General features: G+C 69.0%; 23 protein-coding genes. 19 read left to right on the top strand and 4 right to left on the bottom strand.

The window, feature by feature from the left end; genetic code table 11:
- The first annotated feature begins 49 nt into the window (after positions 1 to 49).
- The 3 genes from ABZX90_RS18895 (at position 50) to ABZX90_RS18885 (ending at position 4,493) form a co-directional block, all read left to right on the top strand.
- Positions 50 to 751: an HAD family phosphatase gene (locus ABZX90_RS18895; RefSeq protein WP_351127352.1), complete on the top strand. Its 702-nt coding sequence runs from the start codon at positions 50 to 52 to the stop codon at positions 749 to 751.
- Between the two features lie 465 nt (positions 752 to 1,216).
- Positions 1,217 to 2,821 carry an ABC transporter substrate-binding protein gene (locus ABZX90_RS18890; protein WP_355206174.1) on the top strand — a complete coding sequence of 535 codons (1,605 nt, stop codon included), beginning with the start codon at positions 1,217 to 1,219 and terminating at the stop codon, positions 2,819 to 2,821.
- Positions 2,822 to 2,909: 88 nt separating this feature from the next.
- Positions 2,910 to 4,493, top strand: a complete 1,584-nt coding sequence (locus ABZX90_RS18885; protein ID WP_355206171.1) for an ABC transporter substrate-binding protein — start codon at positions 2,910 to 2,912, stop codon at positions 4,491 to 4,493.
- Positions 4,494 to 4,601: 108 nt separating this feature from the next.
- On the opposite strand, the gene ABZX90_RS18880 is transcribed toward ABZX90_RS18885, so the two are convergent.
- Both ABZX90_RS18880 and ABZX90_RS18875 read right to left on the bottom strand, forming a co-directional pair.
- Positions 4,602 to 5,273, bottom strand: a complete 672-nt coding sequence (locus ABZX90_RS18880) for a response regulator transcription factor (RefSeq protein ID WP_351127346.1) — start codon at positions 5,271 to 5,273, stop codon at positions 4,602 to 4,604.
- Between the two features lie 14 nt (positions 5,274 to 5,287).
- Positions 5,288 to 6,232 carry a RecB family exonuclease gene (locus tag ABZX90_RS18875; RefSeq protein WP_355206168.1) on the bottom strand — a complete coding sequence of 315 codons (945 nt, stop codon included), beginning with the start codon at positions 6,230 to 6,232 and terminating at the stop codon, positions 5,288 to 5,290.
- Positions 6,233 to 6,407: 175 nt separating this feature from the next.
- On the opposite strand from ABZX90_RS18875, the gene ABZX90_RS18870 reads away from it, so the two are divergent.
- From ABZX90_RS18870 to ABZX90_RS18860, 3 genes are all read left to right on the top strand, one after another.
- Entirely contained in the window at positions 6,408 to 8,123 is a 1,716-nt protein-coding gene (locus ABZX90_RS18870; RefSeq protein WP_355206165.1) for a site-2 protease family protein, read from the top strand.
- Positions 8,124 to 8,164: 41 nt separating this feature from the next.
- Positions 8,165 to 9,067 carry a tRNA (adenine-N1)-methyltransferase gene (locus ABZX90_RS18865; RefSeq protein WP_355206162.1) on the top strand — a complete coding sequence of 301 codons (903 nt, stop codon included), beginning with the start codon at positions 8,165 to 8,167 and terminating at the stop codon, positions 9,065 to 9,067.
- A 623-nt stretch (positions 9,068 to 9,690) separates the two neighbouring features.
- Positions 9,691 to 10,269 carry a hypothetical protein gene (locus tag ABZX90_RS18860; RefSeq protein WP_355206159.1) on the top strand — a complete coding sequence of 193 codons (579 nt, stop codon included), beginning with the start codon at positions 9,691 to 9,693 and terminating at the stop codon, positions 10,267 to 10,269.
- Between the two features lie 97 nt (positions 10,270 to 10,366).
- Here the strand turns inward: ABZX90_RS18860 and ABZX90_RS18855 are convergent, their stop codons facing one another.
- Positions 10,367 to 10,672, bottom strand: a complete 306-nt coding sequence (locus tag ABZX90_RS18855) for a ferredoxin (RefSeq protein ID WP_351127337.1) — start codon at positions 10,670 to 10,672, stop codon at positions 10,367 to 10,369.
- 253 nt (positions 10,673 to 10,925) lie between these two features.
- On the opposite strand from ABZX90_RS18855, the gene arc reads away from it, so the two are divergent.
- The 6 genes from arc (at position 10,926) to prcA (ending at position 17,054) form a co-directional block, all read left to right on the top strand.
- Positions 10,926 to 12,692 carry a proteasome ATPase gene (gene arc / locus ABZX90_RS18850; protein ID WP_355206156.1) on the top strand — a complete coding sequence of 589 codons (1,767 nt, stop codon included), beginning with the start codon at positions 10,926 to 10,928 and terminating at the stop codon, positions 12,690 to 12,692.
- A 233-nt stretch (positions 12,693 to 12,925) separates the two neighbouring features.
- Entirely contained in the window at positions 12,926 to 14,437 is a 1,512-nt protein-coding gene (gene dop / locus ABZX90_RS18845) for a depupylase/deamidase Dop (RefSeq protein ID WP_351127335.1), read from the top strand.
- Between the two features lie 155 nt (positions 14,438 to 14,592).
- Positions 14,593 to 14,811, top strand: a complete 219-nt coding sequence (locus ABZX90_RS18840; protein WP_351127333.1) for a ubiquitin-like protein Pup — start codon at positions 14,593 to 14,595, stop codon at positions 14,809 to 14,811.
- Between the two features lie 157 nt (positions 14,812 to 14,968).
- Entirely contained in the window at positions 14,969 to 15,457 is a 489-nt protein-coding gene (locus ABZX90_RS18835) for an endonuclease VII domain-containing protein (RefSeq protein WP_355206153.1), read from the top strand.
- Positions 15,409 to 16,254, top strand: coding sequence for a proteasome subunit beta (gene prcB / locus ABZX90_RS18830; RefSeq protein ID WP_351127329.1), 846 nt, complete (start codon positions 15,409 to 15,411; stop codon positions 16,252 to 16,254). Before ABZX90_RS18835 ends, prcB begins: the two co-directional genes overlap by 49 nt.
- Positions 16,255 to 16,310: 56 nt before the next feature.
- Entirely contained in the window at positions 16,311 to 17,054 is a 744-nt protein-coding gene (gene prcA / locus ABZX90_RS18825; protein WP_355206149.1) for a proteasome subunit alpha, read from the top strand.
- A gap of 129 nt (positions 17,055 to 17,183) precedes the next feature.
- Here the strand turns inward: prcA and ABZX90_RS18820 are convergent, their stop codons facing one another.
- Positions 17,184 to 18,197, bottom strand: coding sequence for a LacI family DNA-binding transcriptional regulator (locus tag ABZX90_RS18820; protein WP_351127325.1), 1,014 nt, complete (start codon positions 18,195 to 18,197; stop codon positions 17,184 to 17,186).
- A gap of 107 nt (positions 18,198 to 18,304) precedes the next feature.
- Between ABZX90_RS18820 and ABZX90_RS18815 the strand changes: the two genes are divergently transcribed.
- From ABZX90_RS18815 to ABZX90_RS18785, 7 genes are all read left to right on the top strand, one after another.
- Positions 18,305 to 19,564 (top strand): MFS transporter, encoded by a 1,260-nt coding sequence (locus tag ABZX90_RS18815; RefSeq protein WP_355206145.1) that lies wholly within the window; start codon positions 18,305 to 18,307, stop codon positions 19,562 to 19,564.
- A gap of 9 nt (positions 19,565 to 19,573) precedes the next feature.
- Positions 19,574 to 20,935 (top strand): Pup--protein ligase, encoded by a 1,362-nt coding sequence (gene pafA / locus ABZX90_RS18810; RefSeq protein ID WP_019066118.1) that lies wholly within the window; start codon positions 19,574 to 19,576, stop codon positions 20,933 to 20,935.
- Positions 20,936 to 21,063: 128 nt separating this feature from the next.
- The gene (locus tag ABZX90_RS18805) at positions 21,064 to 22,071 is read left to right on the top strand and encodes an FKBP-type peptidyl-prolyl cis-trans isomerase (protein WP_351127321.1); all 1,008 of its coding nucleotides are present in this window, start codon (positions 21,064 to 21,066) and stop codon (positions 22,069 to 22,071) included.
- 60 nt (positions 22,072 to 22,131) lie between these two features.
- On the top strand, positions 22,132 to 22,503 hold the full coding sequence (locus ABZX90_RS18800; protein ID WP_351127319.1) for an FKBP-type peptidyl-prolyl cis-trans isomerase: 372 nt from the start codon (positions 22,132 to 22,134) through the stop codon (positions 22,501 to 22,503).
- A gap of 225 nt (positions 22,504 to 22,728) precedes the next feature.
- Positions 22,729 to 23,682 carry a WYL domain-containing protein gene (locus tag ABZX90_RS18795; protein ID WP_355206141.1) on the top strand — a complete coding sequence of 318 codons (954 nt, stop codon included), beginning with the start codon at positions 22,729 to 22,731 and terminating at the stop codon, positions 23,680 to 23,682.
- A gap of 16 nt (positions 23,683 to 23,698) precedes the next feature.
- Positions 23,699 to 24,724 (top strand): WYL domain-containing protein, encoded by a 1,026-nt coding sequence (locus ABZX90_RS18790; RefSeq protein ID WP_351127315.1) that lies wholly within the window; start codon positions 23,699 to 23,701, stop codon positions 24,722 to 24,724.
- A 113-nt stretch (positions 24,725 to 24,837) separates the two neighbouring features.
- Positions 24,838 to 25,098, top strand: coding sequence for a hypothetical protein (locus tag ABZX90_RS18785; protein WP_351127313.1), 261 nt, complete (start codon positions 24,838 to 24,840; stop codon positions 25,096 to 25,098).
- Positions 25,099 to 25,108: the final 10 nt, after the last annotated feature.

Genomic DNA, 25,108 nt, shown 5'->3' with positions numbered 1-25,108 from the left:
GCGAAAAAGGGGCAACCGGCCTGATCGTCCCTCAAGGAGGTGCGCCAGGATGACCAGTACGGTCCCCGCGCTCGGAACTCGTACGGCCGAAGGCTCAGCCCTGCAGGCCGTGCTCCTCGACATGGACGGAACCCTGGTGGACACCGAGGGGTTCTGGTGGGACGTGGAGGTCGAGGTCTTCAGCGCCCTCGGGCACACGCTGGACGACTCCTGGCGCCATGTGGTCGTCGGCGGTCCGATGACCCGCAGCGCCGGCTTCCTCATCGAGGCCACCGGGGCCGACATCACCCTCCCCGAGCTGGCCGTGCTGCTCAACGACGGGTTCGAGGAGCGAATCGGCCACTCCCTGCCGCTGATGCCGGGCGCGGCCAGGCTCCTCGCCGAACTCGCGGCGCACGAGATCCCCACCGCGCTGGTCTCCGCCTCGCACCGCCGGATCATCGACCGTGTCCTCGGCACGATCGGCTCCCACTTCTTCGCGCTGACCGTCGCAGGCGACGAGGTGGAGCGGACCAAGCCGTTCCCCGACCCGTATCTGCTCGCGGCCTCGGGGCTCGGTGCCGAACCGGCGAGATGCGCCGTCATCGAGGACACCACGACCGGTGTCGCCGCCGCCGAGGCCGCCGGCTGCCAGGTCGTCGTCGTCCCCTCGGTCGCGCCCATCGCCCCCGCCGCCCGCCGCACCGTGGTGACCTCCCTGGAAGAGGTCGACCTGCCCTTTCTGCACCGTCTGATGACGGAATTGCGCTAGTAGTTCACCGAGTGTGCGCCGCCGAATCACTCAGCGTGCGGTGCTGAATACGGGGAAAGGTCCGGCCACTTCCTTGTGGTAACCGCGGGCGAGGCTCCGTGGGAATTGATATCGGGGCGGATGGCTGAATTCCGGTACTCGCCAATCGAGTTGAAGGTGTGATGTTCGCCACTTGAAGGGGGGTCGACAGTGGGACCGACTTGTGCCCCCACCCCCCATTCGTGAAGGCCTGACGCGCCCTTGTGTCCCGATTGATGGAAGGCTGCACTCATTCCTTCCCGTGTCGGGTTATCGGTGCGTCCACGCCCGGTATCGCAGCGTGAGCGGGGGACGGTTCCGGTACCTGTGAGCCTTCGCCCTGGTGCGGACTAATGTCAGCGCCAGAACATCGCCGTGACCCCGTGACCCGCCGCGCCACCCCTGCATGCCGGTTCGCGGAAACTACAGCTCTGGAGAAACTCGAGCATGAACCGCAAGACTTTGGTGCTGTCGGCCGTGGTTGGCCTGCTCGCCCCGGTGCTCGCCGCGTGTGGTGGGTCCGACAGCGGGAGCAACAGCGGCGATGCCATCGTTGTCGGCACCACGGACCGGTTCACCGCGTCGAAGGAAGCCCCGGCTCCGCTCGACCCGGCGTACGCGTACGACGTCGGCACCTGGAACGTCCTTCGCCAGACCGTGCAGACGCTGATGGTGCAGCCGCGCGGTGACGGTGACCCGCAGCCCGACGCCGCCGAGAAGTGCGGGTTCAGCGACAGCGGCAACGAGCGCTACTCGTGCACGCTGCGCAAGGGCCTGGAGTTCTCCAACGGTGACGCGATCACCGCGGAGGACGTCAAGTTCTCGATCGACCGCGCGCGGGGCATCAAGGCGGACAGTGAGGTGTACGCCCTGCTGTCCACCATCGACACCGTCGAGACGCAGGGCGACCGCGAGGTGATCTTCCACCTCAACAGCGCCGACGCGACCTTCCCGTACAAGCTGTCGACCCCGGTCGCCGGCATCGTGAACCCGAAGGACTACGAGAAGGGCAAGCTGCGCGACGGCTTCTCCGTCGACGGCTCCGGCCCGTACACCCTGGAGACCGAGGTCAAGGACGACGCCGTCGTCAAGGCCGTGTTCACCAAGAACTCCCATTACAAGGGCCAGTTGAAGGTGAACAACTCCAAGGTCGAGATGCGCTCCTTCGAGGACGCCGCGGCCATGGGCTCGGCCCTCGAAAAGGGCGACATCGACCTGATGACCCGCTCGATGACGCCGGCGCAGATCACCAAGCTGGACAACGCTTCGGGCGGCAACGTCGACCTGAACGAGATGCCCGGCCTGGAAATCCGCTACCTGGCCTTCAACACCAACTCCCCGTCGGTGAAGACGCAGGCCGTCCGCCAGGCCATGGCGCAGGTCATCGACCGCGGTGAGCTCATCGCCAAGGTGTACGGAACGCAGGCCCAGCCGCTCTACTCGCTGGTCCCGGCGACCATCACGGGTCACTCCAACGCGTTCTTCAACGAATACGGGGACCCGAGCGTCAGCAAGGCCCGGTCCCTGCTGACCAAGGCCGCCATCACCACCCCGGTCAAGATGACCCTGCACTACACGACCGACCACTACGGCACGGCCACCGCGCAGGAGTTCGAGATCCTGAAGAAGCAGCTCAACAAGAGCGGCCTCTTCGACGTCACCGTCCAGGGCACGAGCTGGGACAAGTTCGTCCCGGCCGAGCGGGCCGGCAAGTACGACGTCTGGGGCATGGGCTGGTTCCCCGACTTCCCGGACGCCGACAACTTCCTGGCGCCGTTCCTCGACAAGAACAACTTCCTCAAGTCGCCGTACGCGAACGGCACCATCATCAACAACCTGATCCCCGAGTCGCGGCGCGAGGCGGACCGCCTCACCGCGTCCAAGAGCCTCACGCAGATCCAGGACATCGTCGCGAACGAGGTCCCGCTGATCCCGCTGTGGCAGGGCAAGCAGTACATCGCGGCGCGCGACGACATCACCGGCTCGGAGTGGGCGCTCAACTCCTCCTCCACGCTCCAGCTGTGGGAGCTCGGCCGCGGTGTGAGTGAGTGACCTCTGACCCGGGGCCCCACGGCCCCGGGTCCGACCCGGGGCCCGATCGGCCCCGGGTTCAGTAGATCCAACGACAAGGCACGTGCAAGTGAATATGCGTAACCAGTGGCCAGTCCTGCCGATCGTGGCGGGGCTGGCCTCCGGCCTGTTGACCGGTTGCGGCTCGGAGACGGGCGACACCGGGAGCAGTGGCTCCTCCGTGGTGATGGGGATGTCCGACGACGTCCTCGCCACCGACCCCGCCTCCGGCTACGACCCAGGATCGTGGCTTCTGTTCAACAACGTCTTCCAGTCGCTGTTGAGCTTCCCCAAGGGCGGAACCGAGCCCGAGCCGGAAGCGGCCAAGGAGTGCGCGTTCACGGACACGGGCACCAAGGTGTACACGTGCACGCTGCAGGACGGGCTGAAGTTCAGCAACGGTGACGCGCTCACCTCGGCGGACGTGAAGTACTCCTTCGACCGCATGCTGAAGATCAACGACGGTTCCGGTCCGGCGATCATGTTCCCCATGCTCGACAAGGTCACGACGCCGGACGCCAAGACCGTCGTCTTCCACCTCAAGTACGCCGACGCCACCTTCCCGAGCAAGATCGCCTCCGGCGCCGGCTCGATCGTGGACCACCAGGAGTACGCCACCAACGCGCTCCGCAAGGACAACGAGGCCGTCGGCTCGGGCCCGTACAAGCTCGACTCCCTCAGCGACGACCACGCCGTCTTCTCGGTCAACCCGAACTACAAGGGCACCGCCGAGGTCAAGAACAAGGGCGTCACGCTGAAGTTCTTCCACGGCGACCAGACCGGCCTGAAGAAGGCCCTCCTGGACAACCAGGTCGACGTCGCCTACCGAGGCCTCGCCGCCGACGACATCGCGGAGATCGAGAACCAGACCGCGACCAGCAGCGGTATCAACGTCGTCGAGGGAACCAGCGCCGAAGTCCAGCACCTGGTCTTCAACATGGCCGACCCGGTCGCGGGCAAGCCCGGCGTCCGCAAGGCCATCGCCTACCTCCTGGACCGCGACGCCCTCGTCGACGACGTCTACCAGAACACGGCGACGCCGCTGTACTCGATCGTCCCGGCCGGCATCAACGGCCACAGCACGTCCTTCTTCGACACCTACGGCGCCCACCCCTCGCGCTCCAAGGCCGAGGCCGCGCTGCGCACCGAGGGCGTCACCGGCAAGGTGAAGCTCACCCTCTGGTCGACCCCCTCGCGCTACGGTCCCTCCACGGACCAGGAGTTCAAGGCGATCGCCAAGCAGCTCAACGCCAGCGGACTGTTCGACGCGACCGTGAAGTCCGTCGCCTACAGCCAGTACGAGAAGGACGTCGCCGCCGGCAAATACGGCGTGTACGTGAAGGGCTGGGTGCCCGACTACCCGGACCCGGACAACTTCACGGCCCCGTTCTTCGGCAAGGGCAACGTGCTGAACAACAACTACACCAACAACACGATCACCGGCAGCCTCATCCCGAAGACGGCCGCCGAGAGCGACCGCGCCTCGACCGAGGCCGAATACGGCAAGCTCCAGACCCTGGTCGCCGAGGACGTACCGGTCATCCCGATCTGGCAGGCCAAGCAGTACGCCGTCGTGCGCGACAACGTCTACGGCGTCGAGAACTGCCTCGACGCCTCGACCGTGTTCCGTTTCTGGGAGATCAACAAGGACTGATCCCGAGCCGCGCCCCGGCCGACGTACGCGAAGGGCGCCCGTTCCGGACTGGAACGGGCGCCCTACGCGCTGCCTCCGGCGGACCGGAACCGGCCCGGCGAACCGGCTCTACTGCGCCCCGGGACGCACCAGCCCGCTCTCGTACGCGTACACCGCGGCCTGCACCCGGTCACGCAGGCCCAGCTTCGTCAGGACGTGCCCCACATGCGTCTTGACCGTGGTCTCGCTGACGAACAGGTCGGCCGCGATCTCCGCGTTCGACAGCCCGCGAGCCACCAGCTTCAACACCTCGACCTCGCGGTCGGTCAGCGTGTGCAACGTGTCCGGAACCGGCTCGTCGCCCGAGGGCAGATGGCTCGCGTACTTGTCGAGCAGCCGACGCGTGATGCTCGGTGCGAGCATCGCCTCGCCCGCCGCGACCACCCGGATCGCCTGCACCAGCTCATTGGCGGGCGCGTCCTTGAGGAGGAAGCCGCTGGCGCCCGCGCGCAGCGCCTCCACCACGTACTCGTCGAGGTCGAACGTCGTGAGGACGAGCACCTTCGCCGGACCGTCCCGGCCGGGACCGGTGATCTGCCGGGTCGCCTCGACACCGTCCATCCGCGGCATACGGATGTCCATCAGAACCACATCGGGTTGCAGCGCACGAACCTGATCGAGCGCCTGGAGACCGTCGCCGGCCTCGCCGACGACCGCAAGGTCCTGCTCCGCTTCCAGAATCATCCGGAAGCCGGTGCGCAGCAGCGGCTGGTCGTCGACCAGTAGGACGCGGATGGCCACGTAAGTCTCCTTCGCTAGTCCGGCCCCATTCTGCCCTGCTCCAAGGTCCCCGACTCGGGCGCCCTGACCGGGAGCGGATACGCCGGGGGAGTACCACCGAATTCCGGGCATACCGCCTGGTGATCGCACCAGCCGCAGAGCTTGGTGGGACGCGGCCGCCACTCACCCGTCTCCGTCGCCAGCCGGATCGCGTCCCACAGAGCCAGCAGCTTGCGCTCGACACGCTCCAGGTCCGCGATCACCGGGTCGTACGTCAGCACGTCACCGCTGCCCAGATACACGAGCTGAAGCCGCCGCGGCACCACCTGCTTCAGCCGCCACACCACCAGCGCGTAGAACTTCATCTGGAACAGGGCACCCTCGGCGTACTCGGGCCGCGGCGCCTTCCCCGTCTTGTAGTCGACGATCCGGACCTCGCCCGACGGGGCCACATCGACCCGGTCGATGATGCCGCGCAGCGTGAGCCCCGAATCGAGCCGCGCCTCGACGAACAGCTCCCGCTCGGCCGGTTCCAGCCGCGTCGGATCCTCCAGCGTGAACCAGCGCTCCACCAACTGCTCGGCCTCGGTGAGCCAGCGCGCGAGCCGCTCGCCCTCCGGGTCGTCCGCGAACAGCTCCACGACCTCCGGCCGGGACTCCCGCAGCCGGTCCCACTGGCCCGGGATCAGCGACTTGGCGCGCGGCGCGGTCCGGTCCGCGGCCGGGGAATCGAAGAGCCGCTCCAGGACCGCGTGCACCAGGGTCCCCCGGGTCGCCGCCTCGCTCGGCTTCTCGGGCAGCTTGTCGATCACCCGGAAGCGGTAGAGCAGCGGACACTGCATGAAGTCACTGGCACGCGAGGGCGACAGCGAGGCGGGCGCGCGCGCGACCGCCGGGGCCGGTCCGTCGACAGCGGGCGCGCCGGCGTCGGTGGCCGTTGCCGCGTCTTCGGGGACGGCGCCCTCGGTGCTGGTTTCCATGACGACAGACCTTACGGCCCACCACTGACAGTGACCCACCCCCGGCAGGGTCGACGACGCGGAAAACAGAGGGGGTGCCGGGGCGGAACGCGCCGCGACGGCCGCATACCATCGACCACAGACCCTCCTGCTCCGCACGACCGGGGGCGGGAGACGCTTCGAACGAGGGGACATCGTGGACGAGAGCGGCGGGAGCGGGCAGCCGCGGTCCGGTACCGGCGAGGCGACCGAGCACCACGAGAGGCCCCGGGCCTCCGCCGGTCCGGCCGCCGACGCCGCACGCCCCGGACCGGCCAGGCCCGAGACCCCCACCGGGCCGGCGCCAACGGCCTCCGATCACGACTCCCGGACCGAGGCGGACACCGACGGGGAACCGACCGCCCCGGCCGAGACCCACACCCCCGCCCTGGCCGAGACCGATCCGCACCCCGACGCCGACGCCGGGACCGACGACGCCACCCCCGCCCCGGCCCGGACCGACTCCGAGCCGCACCCCGCGCCCGTTCCGGAGCCCGAGTCCCCCACCGGACCGCCCCGCGAACCCCTGGTGAAGGTCCCCGCCTCCACGGAGCACACCGAGGAGACCGGAGCGCACGGCGCCCCCCACCGGCCGTCCGACGACCGCGCCGAGCCCCAGAGCGAGCCAGTGCCCGTCCCGGCCCGCGACGAGCTCGCCGACGCCCACCGGACCCTCGCCCGCTCGGGCAACGGCAAAGGGCGCGCACCGCGCCGCGGAAAGGAACCCGGCGGCGGGCTGCTGATGGGCCGGCCGTTCGGCGTGCCCGTGTACGTAGCACCCAGCTGGTTCCTCGTCGCCGCCCTGATCACCTGGGTGTTCGGCGGCCAACTCGACCGCGTCCTGCCCGAACTCGGCGCCGCCCGCTACCTCGTGTCCCTCTTCTTCGCGGTCGCCTTCTACGCCTCCGTACTCGTCCACGAACTCGCCCACACCATCGCCGCCCTGCGCTTCAAACTGCCGGTGCGCCGGATCCAGCTCCAGTTCTTCGGCGGCGTCTCGGAGATCGAGAAAGAGGCCGAGACCCCGGGCCGCGAGTTCGTGCTGGCCTTCGTCGGCCCGCTGCTCTCCCTCGTCCTGTCCGGCGTCTTCTACCTGGCCATGCTGCCCGTCGAGCCCGGCACGGTCCCCGGCGTCCTGCTGGGCGGCCTGATGATCTCCAACCTCATCGTGGCCGCCTTCAACCTGCTGCCCGGCCTGCCCCTCGACGGCGGCCGCATGCTCAGGGCCGTCGTCTGGAAGATCACCGGCAGGCCCATGAGCGGCACCGTCGCCGCCGCCTGGGTCGGCCGCGCCCTCGCCGTCTCCGTACTGATCGGACTGCCCCTGCTCACCCAGTCCGAGGCACTCGGCGCCGCCCCCGAGGACCTCGGCGGCATGGACACCGTCACCGACGCCCTGCTCGCCGCCATCCTCGCGGCGATCATCTGGACCGGCGCGGGCAACAGCCTCCGCATGGCCCGGCTGCGCGAACACCTGCCGGAACTGCGCGCCCGCTCACTCACCCGGCGCGCGGTCCCCGTCGAGACCGGCACCCCGCTCTCCGAGGCACTGCGCCGCGCCAACGACGTCGGCGCCCGCGCCCTGGTCGTCGTCGACGCCGACGGCGAACCACTCTCCCTGGTCCGCGAGGCCGCCATCGTCGGCGTACCCGAGCACCGTCGCCCCTGGGTCGCGGTCAGCGGCCTCGCCCAGGACCTCACCGACGGCATGCGGGTCTCCGCCGAGCTCGCCGGCGAGGACCTCCTCGACGCCCTGCGCGCCAGCCCCGCCACCGAGTACCTGGTCGTGGAGGACTCCGGCGAGATCTACGGCGTCCTGTCCGCCGCGGACGTCGAGCGCGCCTTCGTCAAGGCCATGGCCAGGCCCTCCTGACGATGGTCGGCGGCCCCGTCCGGGACCGGTAGGCTGTTCACATGTCCGAACCGACCGGTGCCGCCCGCAGGCGCGGGCCCTTCAAGGTCGGGGACCAGGTTCAGCTGACCGACCCCAAGGGCCGCCACTACACGTTCACGCTCGAGGCCGGGAAGAATTTCCACACCCACAAGGGTTCCTTCCCCCACGACGAGCTGATCGGCGCTCCCGAGGGCAGCGTTGTCCGCACCACGGGGAACGTCGCCTATCTCGCGCTGCGCCCCCTGCTCCCCGACTACGTCCTGTCCATGCCCCGCGGCGCCGCCGTGGTCTACCCCAAGGACGCGGGGCAGATCCTGGCCTTCGCCGACATCTTCCCCGGCGCCCGCGTCGTGGAAGCGGGGGTCGGCTCCGGCTCGCTCAGCAGCTTCCTGCTCCGCGCCATCGGCGACCAGGGCATGCTGCACTCCTACGAGCGCCGCGAGGACTTCGCCGAGATCGCCCAGCAGAACGTGGAGCGCTACTTCGGCGGCCCGCACCCCGCCTGGCAGCTCACCGTCGGCGACCTCCAGGACAACCTGAGCGACACCGACGTCGACCGCGTCATCCTCGACATGCTCGCCCCCTGGGAGTGCCTGGAAGCCGTCTCCAAGGCGCTCGTCCCCGGCGGCATCCTCTGCTGCTACGTGGCGACCACCACCCAGCTCGCGCGGACCGTCGAGTCCATCCGCGAGATCGGTTCCTTCAACGAGCCGACCGCGTGGGAGTCGATGATCCGCAACTGGCACGTCGAGGGCCTGGCCGTCCGCCCGGACCACCGGATGATCGGCCACACCGGCTTCCTGCTCACCGCCCGCCGCCTCGCGGACGGCGTCGAGCCGCCCATGCGCCGCCGCCGCCCCGCCAAGGGCGCGTACGGCGACGACTACACCGGTCCGAACGCCGACGGCGGAGCCGCCCGCTGACGTACCCAACGCACCACGACTGTGGCCGAGTTACCGGAGGTTTCCGGGAACTCGGCCACAGCGCTTTACCGTTGACGAACCATCAGAAAACCGGTCCACGGAATCAGTGGGAACCCCGCGACAGGCCCCCGAGCCCGCCGACGAGCCGCCGCACACAAGGCTGCTGACGGAACGCCAGAACCCTGGCGAACGGCTCGGCCCCGTGCCCGACAGGCCGTCCGCAAGGCAGGCACGAGCCTTCCACCCGTCCGAGCAGACGGCGCGGAAGGCCGCCGACGGGCCCAGCGAGAGCCGGACCCACGGGCCCGCGGCGCGCGTCGGCAGGTGACCCGAGCGGCCGGCCGACGGGGCCGCCCGAAGCCCGGCAGAACGCACCGCCGAGCCCACCCGCAGACCGCACGGAAGACGGCCCGCTCGACGACCGAGGAGCCGGGCCGCACCTCCCTCAGGACTCCCTCCCCGCGCCCGCCGGCGCTGCGCCCGGGCTTCGCCGGAACCGTGCCGGAAACTCCGCCGGAACTCTTCAGAAGTCCGGACCCCGCCGTTCCGCCAGGCTGTGACGTGTGGCACCATGCGGGACACCCCCACCCCCACCGGCACAGCCCTCGCGGGAGACACCCCTAGTGCAGCAATCCGTTGTCCCGGAACTGGCACACACACAGGCCAGCCCCATCCAGTGGGTCGCCACGGCCACCGCCATCGCCGGAGTCGTGGCACTGTCGTCCGTCCTCCAGCCCGACCCGGCGACGGCGGCCCAGCCAGGCGCCGGTACCAAACCGGCGGCAGCAGCCCCGGCGGCCGCCCCGGACCCGACCGGCGTGGACTTCCCGATCACCTGCGGGCCCGCCGCCGTACTCGTCGCGAAGAAGGCATCCGGAGACCTGGACGGCGACGGCCGCCCGGAGACCGTGGCCGTCGTCCGCTGCGACGCCGGCTCGGGCACCCCGCCCAGCGGCGTCTACGTCCTCACCCAGGCCGAGGGAACGAAGAAGCCCCGGGTCGTCGCGACCCTGGTCGACCCCAAGGACCGTCTGAGCGTCATGGACTTCGCCGTGCGCGACGGAGCCGTCACAGCCACGCTCCTCGGCTACTCCTCGCCCGACGTGCCGAGTTGCTGCCCGGACATCAAGGACAGCGCCAAGTGGCAGTGGAAGAACGGCGCGTTCCTCCGCTCGACGCCGCCCGAAGCACGGAGTCAGTGAGCGCCCCCTCGGGCGAAGACCGAACAAAACAGAACACCCTCCGCCCGGCGGAGGGTGTGAGAAACGAGACACCAGGTGACACGGAGTGGCCCAACGGTCACTCCGCGTCGGGACCGAAGACCTCGACCTTGTCCGAAACCCGACGCACGTGGATGCAGTCGCCCGGGCACTCCTTGGCCGAGTCGGTCACATCACGCAGAAGCGGCAGCGGTACGGGCGTTGTGGCGCCCACGGCCTGCAGCAGCTCGTCGTCGGGGCTCTTCACGTAGGCCAGACCGTCGATGTCCAGCTCAAAGACCTCGGGCGCGTACTGGACGCAGATCCCGTCGCCGGTACAGAGATCCTGGTCGATCCAGACCTCGAGCGCCTCGCCGTCGACTGCGGCCTCCTGCTGCACGGTCATTTCTCCTGCCGTTTTCTGCGTCGAGCGAACCTGAGACTGGGGAATCGGGCCAGCTCTGACGGGTGTTGAACACTTCGACCCTACCTCCGCCCGCTTCCCAATCATGTTCGGTGGGTATTCCCCTGGCGTGAGGGAGAGCGCAAGGGTGAAGATCGGACACACCCCTAGAGTCTTTGTGATCTAGGGGTTTCAATCGACACCCACCCAGGTAGGGTCTGGAAGCGTCCAGCTCCCCTTGGAGGAGGTGAGGACCGTGGCAGCCCACGACGACGACATGAACCGCGGCATCCGCCCGGGACGAGGGTCCGATGACCCCGCCGGACAGATTGCCTACCTTGAGCAGGAGATCGCCGTCCTGCGACGCAAGCTCGCCGACTCTCCGCGGCACACGAGGATTCTCGAAGAGCGGATCGTCGAGTTGCAGACCAACCTGGCCGGCGTGTCCGCACAGAACGAGCGGCTCGCGAACACGCTCCGTGAGGCCCGCGACCAGATCGTGGCCCTCAAGGAAGAAGTCGACCGGCTCGCACAGCCGCCGGCCGGCTTCGGTGTCTTCCTCACGGCGAACGAGGACGGCACGGCGGACATCTTCACCGGGGGCCGCAAGCTCCGGGTGAACGTCAGCCCCAGCGTGGAGCTCGACGAGCTCAGGCGCGGCCAGGAAGTGATGCTCAACGAAGCTCTCAACGTGGTCGAGGCCATGGAGTACGAGAGCGTCGGCGAGATCGTCACCCTCAAGGAGATCCTGGAGGACGGCGAGCGCGCCCTCGTGCAGGGGCACACCGACGAGGAACGGGTGGTCCGGCTCGCCGAGCCACTCCTGGACGTCAACATCCGTCCCGGAGACGCCCTGCTCCTCGAACCTCGTTCCGGCTACGTCTACGAGATCGTTCCCAAGAGCGAGGTCGAGGAACTCGTCCTCGAAGAGGTCCCGGACATCGGCTACGAGCAGATCGGCGGTCTGGGCGGCCAGATCGAGATGATCCGCGACGCCGTCGAGCTCCCCTACCTCTACCCCGACCTCTTCAAGGAGCACGAACTGCGGCCGCCCAAGGGCGTCCTGCTGTACGGGCCCCCCGGATGCGGAAAGACGCTCATCGCCAAGGCCGTGGCCAACTCACTGGCCAAGAAGGTCGCCGAGGTGACCGGACAGGCCACCGGCAAGAGCTTCTTCCTCAACATCAAGGGCCCCGAGCTCCTGAACAAGTACGTCGGTGAGACCGAGCGGCAGATCCGGCTCATCTTCCAGCGCGCACGGGAGAAGGCCAGCGAGGGCACCCCTGTCATCGTCTTCTTCGACGAGATGGAGTCCCTCTTCCGCACCCGTGGGTCGGGCGTCAGCTCGGACGTGGAGAACACCATCGTCCCGCAGCTGCTCGCCGAGATCGACGGCGTGGAGGGCCTGCAGAACGTCGTGGTCATCGGCGCCTCGAACCGCGAGGACATGATCGACCCCGCCATCCTGCGCCCCGGCCGGCTCGACGTGAAGATCAAGATCGAGCGCCCGGACGCCGAGGCGGCGAAGGACATCTTCCAGAAGTACCTCACCGAGCGTCTCCCGCTGCACCCCGAGGACGTGGGAGAGCACAGCGGCGACAGGGCGGCCACCGTCCACGGCATGATCCAGACAGCCGTGGAGCAGATGTACGCCGAATCGGAGGAGAACCGCTTCCTGGAGGTCACCTACGCCAACGGTGACAAGGAAGTCCTCTACTTCAAGGACTTCAATTCCGGCGCCATGATCGAGAACATCGTGGGCCGCGCCAAGAAGATGGCCATCAAGGACTTCTTGGAGCACAGCCAGAAGGGCCTCCGGGTCTCCCACCTCCTCCAGGCCTGCGTGGACGAGTTCAAGGAGAACGAGGACCTGCCCAACACCACCAACCCGGACGACTGGGCCCGGATCTCCGGAAAGAAGGGCGAACGGATCGTGTACATCCGTACGCTCATCACCGGAAAGCAGGGCGCAGACACCGGACGCTCCATCGACACGGTGGCCAACACCGGTCAGTACCTGTAAAAGACAGGGCGGCTGCGGGTGCCCTTCGCGGGTATCCGCAGCCGACTGTTTTTCAGGCCACGGCCGGACTACAGCAATGACGCAAATGATCTCCCCACCAGCGCAAAGGCGTTCTAGGCTCTTCGTACCGCCGAGTGCGCCAGTGCGGGGACGGGCACCGCACACGCACCGGAGCGCCAGCGGTACTTGAGCAGCGCCCCCGACCGAGGGCGCCGCCGGGCAAGGAGGGCCGCATGACCGTACGGCGAGTAATGGGCATCGAGACGGAGTACGGGATCTCCGTCCCCGGTCACCCCAACGCCAATGCCATGCTCACCTCGTCCCAGATCGTCAACGCCTACGCGGCGGCGATGCACCGGGCGCGCCGCGCCCGCTGGGACTTCGAGGAGGAGAACCCGCTGCGGGACGCGCGAGGCTTCGACCTCGCCCGGGAGGCCGCCGACTCCAGCCAGCTCACCGACGAGGACATCGGCCTGGCCAATGTCATCCTCACCAACGGGGCACGGCTGTACGTCGACCACGCACACCCGGAGTACAGCTCCCCCGAAGTCACCAATCCGCGGGACGCCGTCCTGTGGGACAAGGCCGGCGAGCGCATCATGGCGGAGGCCGCGGAGCGAGCGGCCCAGCTCCCGGGCGCCCAGCCGATCCACCTGTACAAGAACAACACCGACAACAAGGGCGCCTCGTACGGCACGCACGAGAACTACCTGATGAAGCGGGAGACCCCCTTCTCGGACATCGTGCGGCACCTGACACCGTTCTTCGTCTCACGCCAGGTCGTCACCGGAGCGGGCCGCGTCGGGGTCGGCCAGGACGGGCACGAGCACGGCTTTCAGCTCAGCCAGCGCGCCGACTACTTCGAGGTCGAGGTGGGCCTCGAGACCACGCTCAAGCGCCCCATCATCAACACCCGCGACGAACCGCACGCGGACGCGGAGAAGTACCGCCGGCTGCACGTGATCATCGGGGACGCGAACCTCTCCGAGATCTCGACCTATCTGAAGCTCGGCACGACGGCGCTGGTCCTCTCCATGATCGAGGACGGCTTCATCGCCGTCGACCTGGCCGTCGACCAGCCCGTACGCACCCTCCACCAGGTCTCCCACGACCCGACCCTCAAGCGACTGGTCACGCTCCGCAGCGGACGCACACTCACCGCGGTGCAACTGCAGATGGAGTACTTCGAGCTGTCACGCAAGTACGTCGAGGAGCGGTTCGGGGCGGACGCCGACGAGCAGACCAAGGACGTCCTGCTGCGCTGGGAGGACACCCTCAACCGCCTGGAGAACGACCCGATGAGCCTCTCCGGAGAGCTCGACTGGGTCGCCAAGCGGGAACTCATGGAGGGCTACCGGCGCCGCGACGGCCTCGACTGGGATGCCGCCCGGCTGCACCTGGTCGACCTCCAGTACGCGGACGTACGCGCCGAGAAGGGGCTCTACAACCGTCTCGCGGCCCGGGGCAAGATCAAGCGCCTGCTGGACGAGAGCGAGGTCGAGCGGGCCCGCACCAAGCCGCCGGAGGACACCCGCGCGTACTTCCGCGGACGCTGCCTGGAGCAGTACGCGGACGACGTGGCGGCGGCCTCCTGGGACTCGGTGATCTTCGATCTGCCGGGCCGGGACTCGCTCCAGCGCGTTCCAACCCTGGAGCCGCTTCGCGGAACGCGTAATCACGTCAAGGAGCTCCTGGACCGCTGCCGTACGGCCGAGGACCTGGTCAGGGTCCTGTCGGGCAACTGAGCTTCCGCCCGGACGGCACCGGCCGGACAGGGTGGAATACGCGGCGTGAGGGAATCATCGAGGTGGTCCCCGTACGTTGTGGCAACTGCGGGGCCGATGTCGGACCCTGCTTGTAGGGTCTGATCAAGAACGTCGAACCGAGCGGGGTGAGGGTTATGGCGACCAAGGACACCGGCGGCGGACAGCAGAAGGCGACGCGTTCCACCGAGGAGGCCGAGGAGCAGGCGCAGGACGCACAGGCGACCGACGACCTCAAGGAACGCCAGGAGAAGCTGAGCGACGATGTCGACTCGGTTCTTGACGAAATTGACGATGTACTCGAGGAGAACGCCGAGGACTTTGTCCGTAGCTTCGTTCAGAAGGGTGGAGAGTGATTTCGCCTTCGATTTGAAGGCGGGATCGGGGGCTCCCTGAGTGAATGAAGAGCTGGAGTTGCGGCGCTGCTCTCGGTGCAAGCGAGGCTTGCCGAGAGCGGCGTTCGCGAACAACAAGTCGACGCCTGACGGTCTCCAGGCGCACTGCCGGGAGTGCGTGGCTGAATACTCAGCGGCGCACTACCGGCGGCGCCGGGAAGCCCTTGGCAAGATGGTGCGCGAGAAGGCGGACGTCCCTGCGGGACACAAGCTGTGCCGAACCTGCGGGATTGTGAAGCCGCACAGTGATTGGCATCGAAACGCGTCGGCGTCGGACGGTCTGAACACCCGGTGCAAGGCGTGCAGGGCCGTCAGGGCGCGCGAGGATCATCTGAAACGCAACTACGGCCTCACCGAAGCCGACCGTGACGCGATGGTCGCCTCTCAAAAGGGGCTCTGCGTGATCTGCCTGAAAGCTCCTGCCATTCATGTGGATCACTGCCACAAGACGGGTAGTGTCCGTGGCGTACTGTGCTTCAACTGCAATTCGGCCATCGGCAAGTTGGGAGACGATCCCGACGCTGTTCGTCGGGCTGCCGCCTACCTGGAGGGAAACGCGTGGAAGCCAACACTCGTAGCACCGGGCGTCTACCGGCTGCCTTCCTGACGCCCGGGTCGGCGTCGTTCATGGACTTCCTGTCCGAGCACCAGCCGGAGATGCTGCCCGGCAAGCGGCAACTGCCGCCCGTCCAGGGTGTGATCGAGGCCCCGCACGGCACGACCATCGTCGCGGCCACGTTCCCCGGCGGGGTGGTCCTCGCCGGTGACCGGCGGGCCACCATGGGCAACATGATCGCCCAGCGCGACATCGAGAAGGTGTTCCCGGCCGACGAGTACTCGGCGGTGGGCATCGCCGGTACGGCGGGTCTGGCGGTCGAGATGGTGAAGCTGTTCCAGCTGGAGCTGGAGCACTTCGAGAAGGTGGAGGGCGCCCAGCTCTCCCTGGAGGGCAAGGCGAACCGCCTGTCCACGATGATCCGTTCCAACCTCGGCATGGCCATGCAGGGCCTCGCCGTGGTCCCCCTCTTCGCGGGCTTCGACGTGGACCGCGGCAAGGGCCGTATCTTCTCCTACGACGTCACCGGCGGCCGCTCCGAGGAGCACGGCTACGCGGCCACGGGCTCCGGCTCGATCTTCGCGCGCGGCGCCATGAAGAAGCTCTACGCCAAGGACCTGACCGAGGACCAGACCGCCACGCTGGTCATCCAGGCCCTGTACGACGCGGCAGACGACGACTCGGCGACCGGTGGTCCCGATGTCGCGCGCCGGATCTACCCGATCGTCACCGTGATCACCGAGAGCGGCTTCCGCCGGCTCACCGACGAGGAGTCCTCCGAGATCGCCCGCGCGATCCTCGAGCGGCGACTCGAGCAGCCCGACGGCCCGCGCGCCGCGCTGCTCTGAGACCGGCCGCTTTTCCAGGTGATCCAGTGACTTCGACAGAAAGGGACGGATAACCGGTGTCGACGCCGTTCTATGTCTCACCCCAGCAGGCCATGGCCGACCGGGCGGAGTACGCCCGCAAGGGCATCGCCCGTGGCCGCAGCCTGGTCGTGCTGCAGTACGCCGACGGCATCGTGTTCGTCGGCGAGAACCCGTCCCGCGCGCTGCACAAGTTCAGCGAGATCTATGACCGGATCGGCTTCGCGGCCGCCGGCAAGTACAACGAGTACGAGAACCTGCGGATCGGCGGCGTGCGCTACGCCGACCTGCGGGGCTACACGTACGACCGTGACGACGTGACCGCCCGTGGTCTCGCCAACGTGTACGCCCAGACGCTGGGCACGATCTTCTCGTCGGCGGCGGAGAAGCCGTACGAGGTGGAGCTGGTGGTCGCCGAGGTCGGCGAGACGCCCGACGGCGACCAGATCTACCGGCTGCCGCACGACGGTTCGATCGTGGACGAGCACGGTTCTGTCGCGGTCGGCGGCAATGCCGAGCAGATCAGTACCTATCTGGACACCCAGCACCGGGACGGGATGTCGCTGGCGGAGGCTCTGAAGCTGGCCGTCCAGTCGCTGTCCCGGGAGCCCAACGGCGGCGAGCGGGAGATTCCGGCGGAGCGGCTGGAGGTCGCCGTGCTGGACCGGACGCGGCCGCAGAAGCGGAAGTTCAAGCGGATCGTCGGCCGTCAGCTCGGCCGGCTGCTGGAGGCCGGAGGAGCGGAGACCGCGACGGAGGCCGAGGACGCCGACGACGAGTGAGGTCTCGGTTCGACCTGGCGCCCGTCCGTCGGGTGCTCATACGGAAGGGGCCGCCCCGGTGCACACCGGCGCGGCCCCTTCCGTATGCGGGCCGACGTCCGGTGGGCCCCCGGGTGAGCAGGGTGGTGTCTAGGCGCCCGGCGGGGCCGTGGAGCCGCGTACGACCAGTTCGACCGGGATGTCCCCCTGAGGGGGTGTGCGGCCGTCCAGGACGGCCAGGAGGGCCTTCATGCCCTGTTCGCCGAACCGTTCCGCGTCCAGGCGGACCGTCGTGAGTTCCGGGTCGAGGGCCCGTGCCAGGGCGAGGTCGTCCAGGCCGGTGATGGAGATGTCGTCGGGGATGCGCAGGCCGAGGCGGCGGGCCGCCTTGTAGGCGCCCGCGGCGAGTTTGTCGTCGTCGCAGATCACGGCCGTGGGGCGCGGGCCGGGGGCGGAGAGGGCCGTCTGGGCCGCCGCCAGGGCGTCCTCGAAGGAGATGGGTGCCCTGGCGGTCCGCAGGTCGGTCCCGGGGACCTCGGAGAGACGGGCGGCCAGTTCCTGGGCGCGGACCTCGAAGGTCCAGGACGGGATGTCGGCCGCGAGGTGCAGGAAGCGGCGGTGGCCCAGTTCCAGGAGGTGGCCGGTGACCTGGCGTACGCCGTCCCTGATGTCGAGGTTGACGGTCGCCGCGCCCTGGCTGCCCAGGGGGTCGCTGTCGAGCATCACCAGGGGGAGCTGGTCGCCGCGGATCGCTGTGAGGGCGTCGGCGGCCATGGAGGAGGCGATCACGCCGTCGAGGGCGGCCGGGGCGGAGCCGAAGGGGTCGCGGGCGGGGCCGATGCCCTCGGGGGAGGGGTAGAGGACCACGCCGAAGCCGTGTTCGGCGGCCACGCGGGCCGCGCCGGTGTAGACGCCCGCGAAGAACTCCGTGGTGAGGGCGGGGACCACCAGGAGGACGGTGCGGGTGCGGCCGAGGCGGAGGTTGCGGGCGGCCAGGTTCGGGCGGTAGCCGAGCTCCTGGGCCGCGTCCCGGACGCGCTCGGCCGTCGCCTCGGAGACCCGGCCGCGCCATTTGTCGCCCAGTACCAGGGAGACCGCTGCCTGGGAGACCCCGGCGGCCTGGGCGACGTCCCGGCTCGTGGGGCGCGTGCTACCTCTTGCCACCGTCGGCTTGCTCCTTCGCCTGGACTCCCGGACAGCGCACATGGTACGTATGGAGGACGACGTTATACGTAACACTTGATCGTCGCACGCTACGAGAAGGGCATGCCATGGCCGCGGGATACCTGGAGATCCTCCGGGCGAGGCACGCCACCCGGCTGCTCGTCGGCACGCTCGTGGGGCGGCTGCCGAACGCCACCGCGGCCATCGCCGTCGTGCTGTTCGTCCGGGCCGAGGGCGGCACGTACAGCCTGGCGGGCGCGCTCGCCGCCGTGTACGGCGTGGCCAACGCGGTGGGACAGCCCTTGCTCGGACGGCTCGTGGACCTCTACGGGCAACCGCGGGTGCAGCTGCCCGCGGCGCTCGTCTCGGCCCTCGGAATGGGCGTCTTCGCCTTCGTCGGGACCGGCCGGCCGGTGCTCGCGTGTGCCGCGATGGCCGTGGCCGGGCTCTTCACGCCTCCCCTGGAGGGGGGCCTGCGGGCGCTGTGGCCCTCCGTCCTGCGCAAGGAGGAGCAGGTGCACACCGCGTACGCGATGGACGCCGTGGCGCAGGAAGTCATGTTCACGGTCGGGCCGTTGCTCGTGACGCTGTGCGTCTCGCTCTGGTCCGCGCAGGCCGCGCTGCTGATCCTGAGTGTCATCGGCGTCCTGGGCGCCCTCTCGGTGGTCCTCTCGCCGCCCTCGCGCGCGTGGCGTTCGGCTCCGCGCGAGGCGCACTGGCTCGGCGCCCTGCGCTCACCGGGACTGCTGGCCCTGCTCGGGGCCTTCCTGTTCGTCGGGATCGCGCTCGGCTCGATCACGGTCGCCGCGGTGTCGTACGCCGACGCGCACGGTGGGGACGTGGTGTACGGCTGGCTGATGGCGGGCATCGGCCTCGGTGCGCTGCTGGGCGGCGCGGTCTACGGGGCGCGCCGGTGGGGCGGGGCTCCGGAGCGGCGACTGCGGGTGCTCGTAGCCCTTCTGGCGGTGTGTTACGTCCCGTTGGTGCTGGTGCCCGGTCCGGTCGCCATGACCGCCCTGACGACGCTCGCCGGAGTGTTCCTGGCGCCCTGTATCGCCTGCGCGTTCGTCCTCGTGGACCGGCACGCTCCGACCGGTACGGTCACCGAGGCGTTCTCGTGGCTTGTGACGACGTTCACCGTGGGCGCGTCGGTCGGGACGGGCCTCGCCGGGCCCGTCGTCGAGTGGGGCGGGGCGGGGCGGGGCTTCGCCGTGCCGGGGGTCGCGGGTGCCGCCGCGCTGGTGGTTCTGCTGGCCACGGGGCGGGTCCTCGCAGCTACCGGCAGGGGTGCGGTCGTTGCGGTCTCATCGGAAAATGATCCAAACCGTGCCGTCGAACCCCGTTTCAGCTCAGGGGATCGGGCGTAATGTTCAGTCATGGACCGCCGCATTTTCGGGCTGGAGAACGAGTACGGCGTCACGTGTACGTTCAGGGGACAGCGCCGCCTGTCTCCCGACGAGGTGGCGCGGTACCTCTTCCGCCGTGTCGTGTCATGGGGCCGCAGCAGCAATGTCTTTCTGCGGAACGGTGCCCGCCTTTATCTCGACGTGGGATCACATCCGGAATACGCGACACCCGAATGTGACAACGTGACGGAACTCGTCACCCACGACAAGGCCGGCGAGCGCATTCTCGAAGGACTCCTGGTGGACGCCGAACGACGCCTGCACGAGGAAGGAATCGCGGGCGACGTCTACCTGTTCAAGAACAACACCGACTCGGCGGGCAACTCGTACGGGTGCCATGAGAACTATCTGGTGGCCCGGCACGGGGAGTTCTCCCGACTCGCGGACATCCTCATTCCGTTCCTCGTCACGAGGCAGCTGCTGTGCGGTGCCGGCAAGGTGCTGCAGACCCCGCGCGGTGCCGTGTACTGCGTCAGCCAGCGAGCCGAGCACATCTGGGAGGGTGTCAGTTCCGCGACGACCCGCTCCCGGCCCATCATCAACACGCGTGACGAGCCGCACGCGGACGCCGAGCGCTACCGTCGGCTGCACGTCATCGTCGGCGACTCGAACATGTCCGAGACGACCATGCTCCTCAAGGTCGGTGCCACCGACCTCGTGCTGCGCATGATCGAGGCGGGCACCGTGATGCGCGACCTCACGCTGGAGAACCCCATCCGGGCGATCCGTGAGGTCAGCCACGACATCACGGGCCGGCGCAAGGTGCGCCTCGCCAGTGGCCGTGAGGCCTCCGCGCTCGAGGTGCAGCGCGAGTACTACGAGAAGGCCGTGGACTTCTGCGAGCGCCGCGGCATCCGGACCGGAACCGTCGAACAGGTCCTCGAACTGTGGGGTCGTGTGCTCGACTCGATCGAGGCCGAGGACCTCGACCGGATCGGCACCGAGATCGACTGGGTAATGAAGTACCAGCTCATCGAGCGGTACCGGGCCAAGCACAACATGACCATGTCGCACCCGCGGGTCGCGCAGATAGACCTCGCCTACCACGACATCCACCGCCGTCGTGGCCTCTACTACTTGCTGGAGAGGAAGGGACAAGCCGCTCGGATCTGCAACGACTTGAAGATCTTCGAGGGCAAGTCGGTGCCGCCGCAGACCACTCGGGCGAGGCTGCGCGGCGACTTCATCCGGCGGGCTCAGGAGCAGCGCCGCGACTTCACGGTCGACTGGGTGCACCTGAAGCTCAACGACCAGGCACAGCGCACGGTGTTGTGCAAGGACCCGTTCCGTTCGGTGGACGACCGGGTGGAGAAGCTCATCGCGGGAATGTGAGCCGGGAGTTCCGCGGGTGAAGCGGAACGCAACGCGGGGCGCCGTACGTTATCCGTACGGCGCCCTTCTCACGTCGTAGAGTTGCGCGCACGCCATCAACCAAGATCGACCGATACGAGGCCCTCACCGTGCGCCGACGCTCACTCCTTCTCGCCGTACCCGCTGGACTGGTCACACTCGCCGGATGTGGTGACGACGGCAAGTCAGACACGGCGAAGTCCAGCAACAGTCCCTCGCCCTCGGCGTCCGCGGCGGCCTCCGCGCCGCCCCCGCCGAAGATCGTCGACGGCCCGCTGCCGGCGATCACCGCGGGGACGAAGTTCGGGGAGAAGCCGACGGTCGCCAAGGGCACCGGGGAGCCGTCGAAGGATCTCGCGGTCAGGACGGTCATCGCGGGCAATGGCCAGACGGTCGCGGAGAACGACTACATCCAGGCCAACTACCTGGGCCAGATCTGGGCCACGGCGAAGGTCTTCGACAACTCCTACGACCGCAAGACGCCGCTGGTCATCCAGCTCGCGCAGGGCGGCATCATCGACGGCTGGCGCTACGGCCTGGTCGGCAAGAAGGCCGGCAGCCGTGTCGAGATGTCGGTCCCCCCGACCTGGGGCTACGGCACGCAAGGCAACGCACAGGCGGGCATCAAGGGCACCGACACGCTCGTGTTCGTCGTCGACATCGAGAACACGTTCAACTCCAAGAGCTCGGCCAAGGGCAAGGACGTCCCGCAGAGCGACGCGGCCCTGCCGAAGGTCGGCACCAATACGAACGGCGACGCCCCCAAGATCACGGTGCCGAAGTCGGACGCTCCCACGAAGCTCGTGGCGACCTATGTGATCGAGGGCGACGGCGAGGAGGTCAAGGCCGACAGCAGTGTCCTCGTGCAGTACCAGGGAGTGCTCTGGGACACCGGCAAGGAGTTCGACTCCACCTACAAGCGGGGTCAGCTGACGTCGTTCTCGCTCCAGCAGGTCGTCAAGGGCTGGGCGCAGGGTCTGACCGGCAAGAAGGTGGGCAGCCGGGTCCTCATCGTGATCCCGCCGAAGCTGGGCTACGGCGACAACCCGCCGGAGGGCAGCGGCATCAAGAAGGACTCCACCCTCGTCTTCTCGGTCGACATCCTGGCGAAGATGTAACCCCCTCGGGGATGTAAGACTGTCCGTGTTGCCTTTACGTACACAAGCAGGAGCAAAGACGTGAGCATCGAGAAGCCCGAGATCGACTTCCCGGGCGGCGAGCCCCCGGCGGACCTCGAGATCAAGGACATCTGGGAGGGCGACGGCGCCGTCGCCAAGGCGGGCGACCGCGTCAAGGTCCACTACGTGGGTGTGGCCTTCTCCACCGGCGAGGAGTTCGACGCCTCCTGGAACCGCGGTACCCCGCTGGAGTTCAAGCTCGGCGTCGGCCAGGTCATCAGTGGCTGGGACAAGGGCGTGCAGGGCATGAAGGTCGGCGGTCGCCGCCAGCTGGTCATCCCGGCGCACCTCGCGTACGGCGACCGCGGCGCGGGCGGTGCCATCGCTCCCGGCGAGACGCTGATCTTCGTCTGCGACCTGGTCGCGGTCTGAGACCGGCGTCGGACCGTAATGCGGTCCGATCGTCGTGGAGAACGGATCATGGAGAGCGGATCACGGAGAAGGAAGCCGGTCCGATCTTCGTATGCCGTGTGATCGCGGTCTGACCGGATCCGATCATCTGGGGCCCATGCCTGCCCGGGCATGGGCCCTCGGCTTTTGCCGCGACACTCCGGAGCGGTACGGTCATCGGTCGGAAGCACCATAGGAAGGGCGTCGATGGCCATTGCCAAGGCCGAGCGGCTGATGAACCTCGCACTGTGTCTGCTCGGGACGCGGCGGCCGCTCAGCAAGCGCGAACTCCGCGAGTCCATCGAGGCCTATCTGGAAGCCGGGTCGGACGACAGCTTCAACCGGATGTTCGAGCGCGACAAGGACGATCTGCGCGAACTCGGCCTGGTCATCGAGACGGTGGAGAACCTCGACGGCGAGGTCGGCTATCTCGCCCGCCGCGACAGCAACCGCCTGCCGCCCATCACGCTTGACGCCGAGGAGGCCGCCGCCCTCGGTCTGGCCGCCAAGGTCTGGCAGCAGGCCCGGCTGGCCGGTGCCGCGAGCGGCGCGCTCCAGAAGCTGCGCGCCGCGGGTCTGCCCGAGGATGTGGACCCGTACGAGTCCCACGGCGCTCTGGAGCCGCACATCCCCGTCCACGAGGCCGCCTTCGAACCCCTGATGCTGGCCTGCCGCGACCGCCGCCCGGTCGTCTTCGACTACCGCAAGGCCACCGCCGCGCGCCCCGAGACCCGGCATGTCGAGCCGTGGGCTCTGGAGTGCTGGCGCGGCCACTGGTACCTCGCGGGCTGGGACCGCGACCGGGGCGCCGAGCGGGTCTTCCGGCTCTCCCGGATCACCGGCAAGGTCCGCGCGCGTGCGGGTCGCTACACGGCCGAGGTGCCCGATGTCGTCACCGTGCGCGAGACGGTCGCCGGCTGGGCGGGGGAGATCGCCGACCGTTCCGCGCTGATCCGGCTGCGTTCCGGCTCGGGCTACCCGCTGCGGGCCAAGGCCGTCTCCGTACGGGAACTGGAAGACGGCTGGGACGAGTTGGAGATTCCGTACGGGCACGGCCTGGACGCCTGGCTCGTCGAGTTCGGGCCGGACGTCGTGGTCGTGGAGCCCGCCGAACTGCGGGCCGATGTGGTCGACCGGCTGCGCGCCGTGGCCAAGGGCTGAGGGGAAACGTAGGAAAGTGGCAGGAAAACCGGCCAGGCCCACGAACGCGATCGACCAGACTCGGCGGATGCTCTCGCTGGTGACGTACCTGCGCGAGCGCCCCGGCGCCCGCGTCGGCGATGTCGCCCGGGCGTTCGGGATCACCGAGGACGAGCTGATCTCCGACCTCGACGTGCTGCCGCTGTGCGGGACCAGTTTCCGCGGCGGCGATCTGCTCGACATCGACACCGACGGTGACCGGATCTGGTGGCACAACCCCGACGACGTCGCCGCGCCGCTGCGGATCGCCGCCGACGAGGCGACCGCGCTGCTGGTGGCCGCCCGCGCGGTGTCCACCCTGCCCGGGCTGCGCGAGGGCGACCGGCAGGCGCTGCTGCGGGCCACCGCCAAGGTGGAGGCCGCCTCAGGGGAGGCGGCGGGTGCCAGCTCCCGGCTGTCGGTGACCTTCGAGTCCGAGGGCGGCGTCTTCGCCGAGGTGGACCGGGCGATCTCCGAGCGGCGCCGGCTCTGGATCCGCTACTACTCGCCCTCCCGGGACGAGCTGAGCGAACGCGAGATCGACCCGATCCGCCTGGTCAGCGTCGGCCACACCTATGTGGAGGCCTGGTGCCGCCGCTCCGAGGCGCGCCGCACCTTCCGGCTCGACCGGGTCGCCGAGATCCGCATCATGGACGAGCCGTCCGCGCCGCCCGAGGTCGAGCTGCGGGACCTCTCCGAGGGGCTGGTCCAGCCCGCGGCCGAGGACCCCGAGGTGGTGGTCGAGGTCGGTCCGGGCGGGCGCTGGGTCGCCGAGTACTACCCGCACGACAGCGCGGATGAGCTGCCGGGCGGCGGGCTGCGTATCACCTTGCGGACCCCCGATCCCACGTCGCTGCGGCGGCTGGCGCTGCGTCTCGGCGGTGACGGCCGGATCGTCTCGCCGCAGGACCTGGCGGACAGTGCCCGGAGCGCGGCCCGCGAGGCGCTGGCCGCGTATGACGGGCCGGACGGGCTCGAAGGGGTGGAGGACGGGCCGTACGAGAGGCGGGAGCAAGGGCTTTGAGCACGTCGTCGATGTCTGGTGCGCCGGGGAGGCCGGGCACCTCGGAGAAGTCGGGTGCCGCGCGGCGGACGGGGACGCCGGGCCGGACCGGGGTGTCTTCGGGTGCTCCGGAGATGTCGGTCGTGACGGCCTTCGCCGGGATGAGAAGGGCGGTCGAGGTGATGTTCAAGGCCGCCTGTCCCGACTGCCGGGCCGGTTTCGAGCTCACGCCGGGTGCTCTGCGGCTGGCCATCGGCGCCAGCAGCCGCACCACGTTCTACTCGTTCACCTGCCCCGAGTGCGGTTCCGCCGTCCGCAAGCCCGCGGGAGAGCGCATCGTCGAGTTGCTCACCGGCGGCGGGGTCCGCACGCTGCGACTGCACTCCACCCTCTAGGGTCGTCGTC

Source organism: Streptomyces sp. NPDC002935, assembly GCF_040611295.1.
GTDB lineage: Bacteria > Actinomycetota > Actinomycetes > Streptomycetales > Streptomycetaceae > Streptomyces.
The sequence above is the reverse complement of the archived record's forward strand: the minus strand, read 5'-3'. Positions and strand labels throughout refer to the sequence as shown.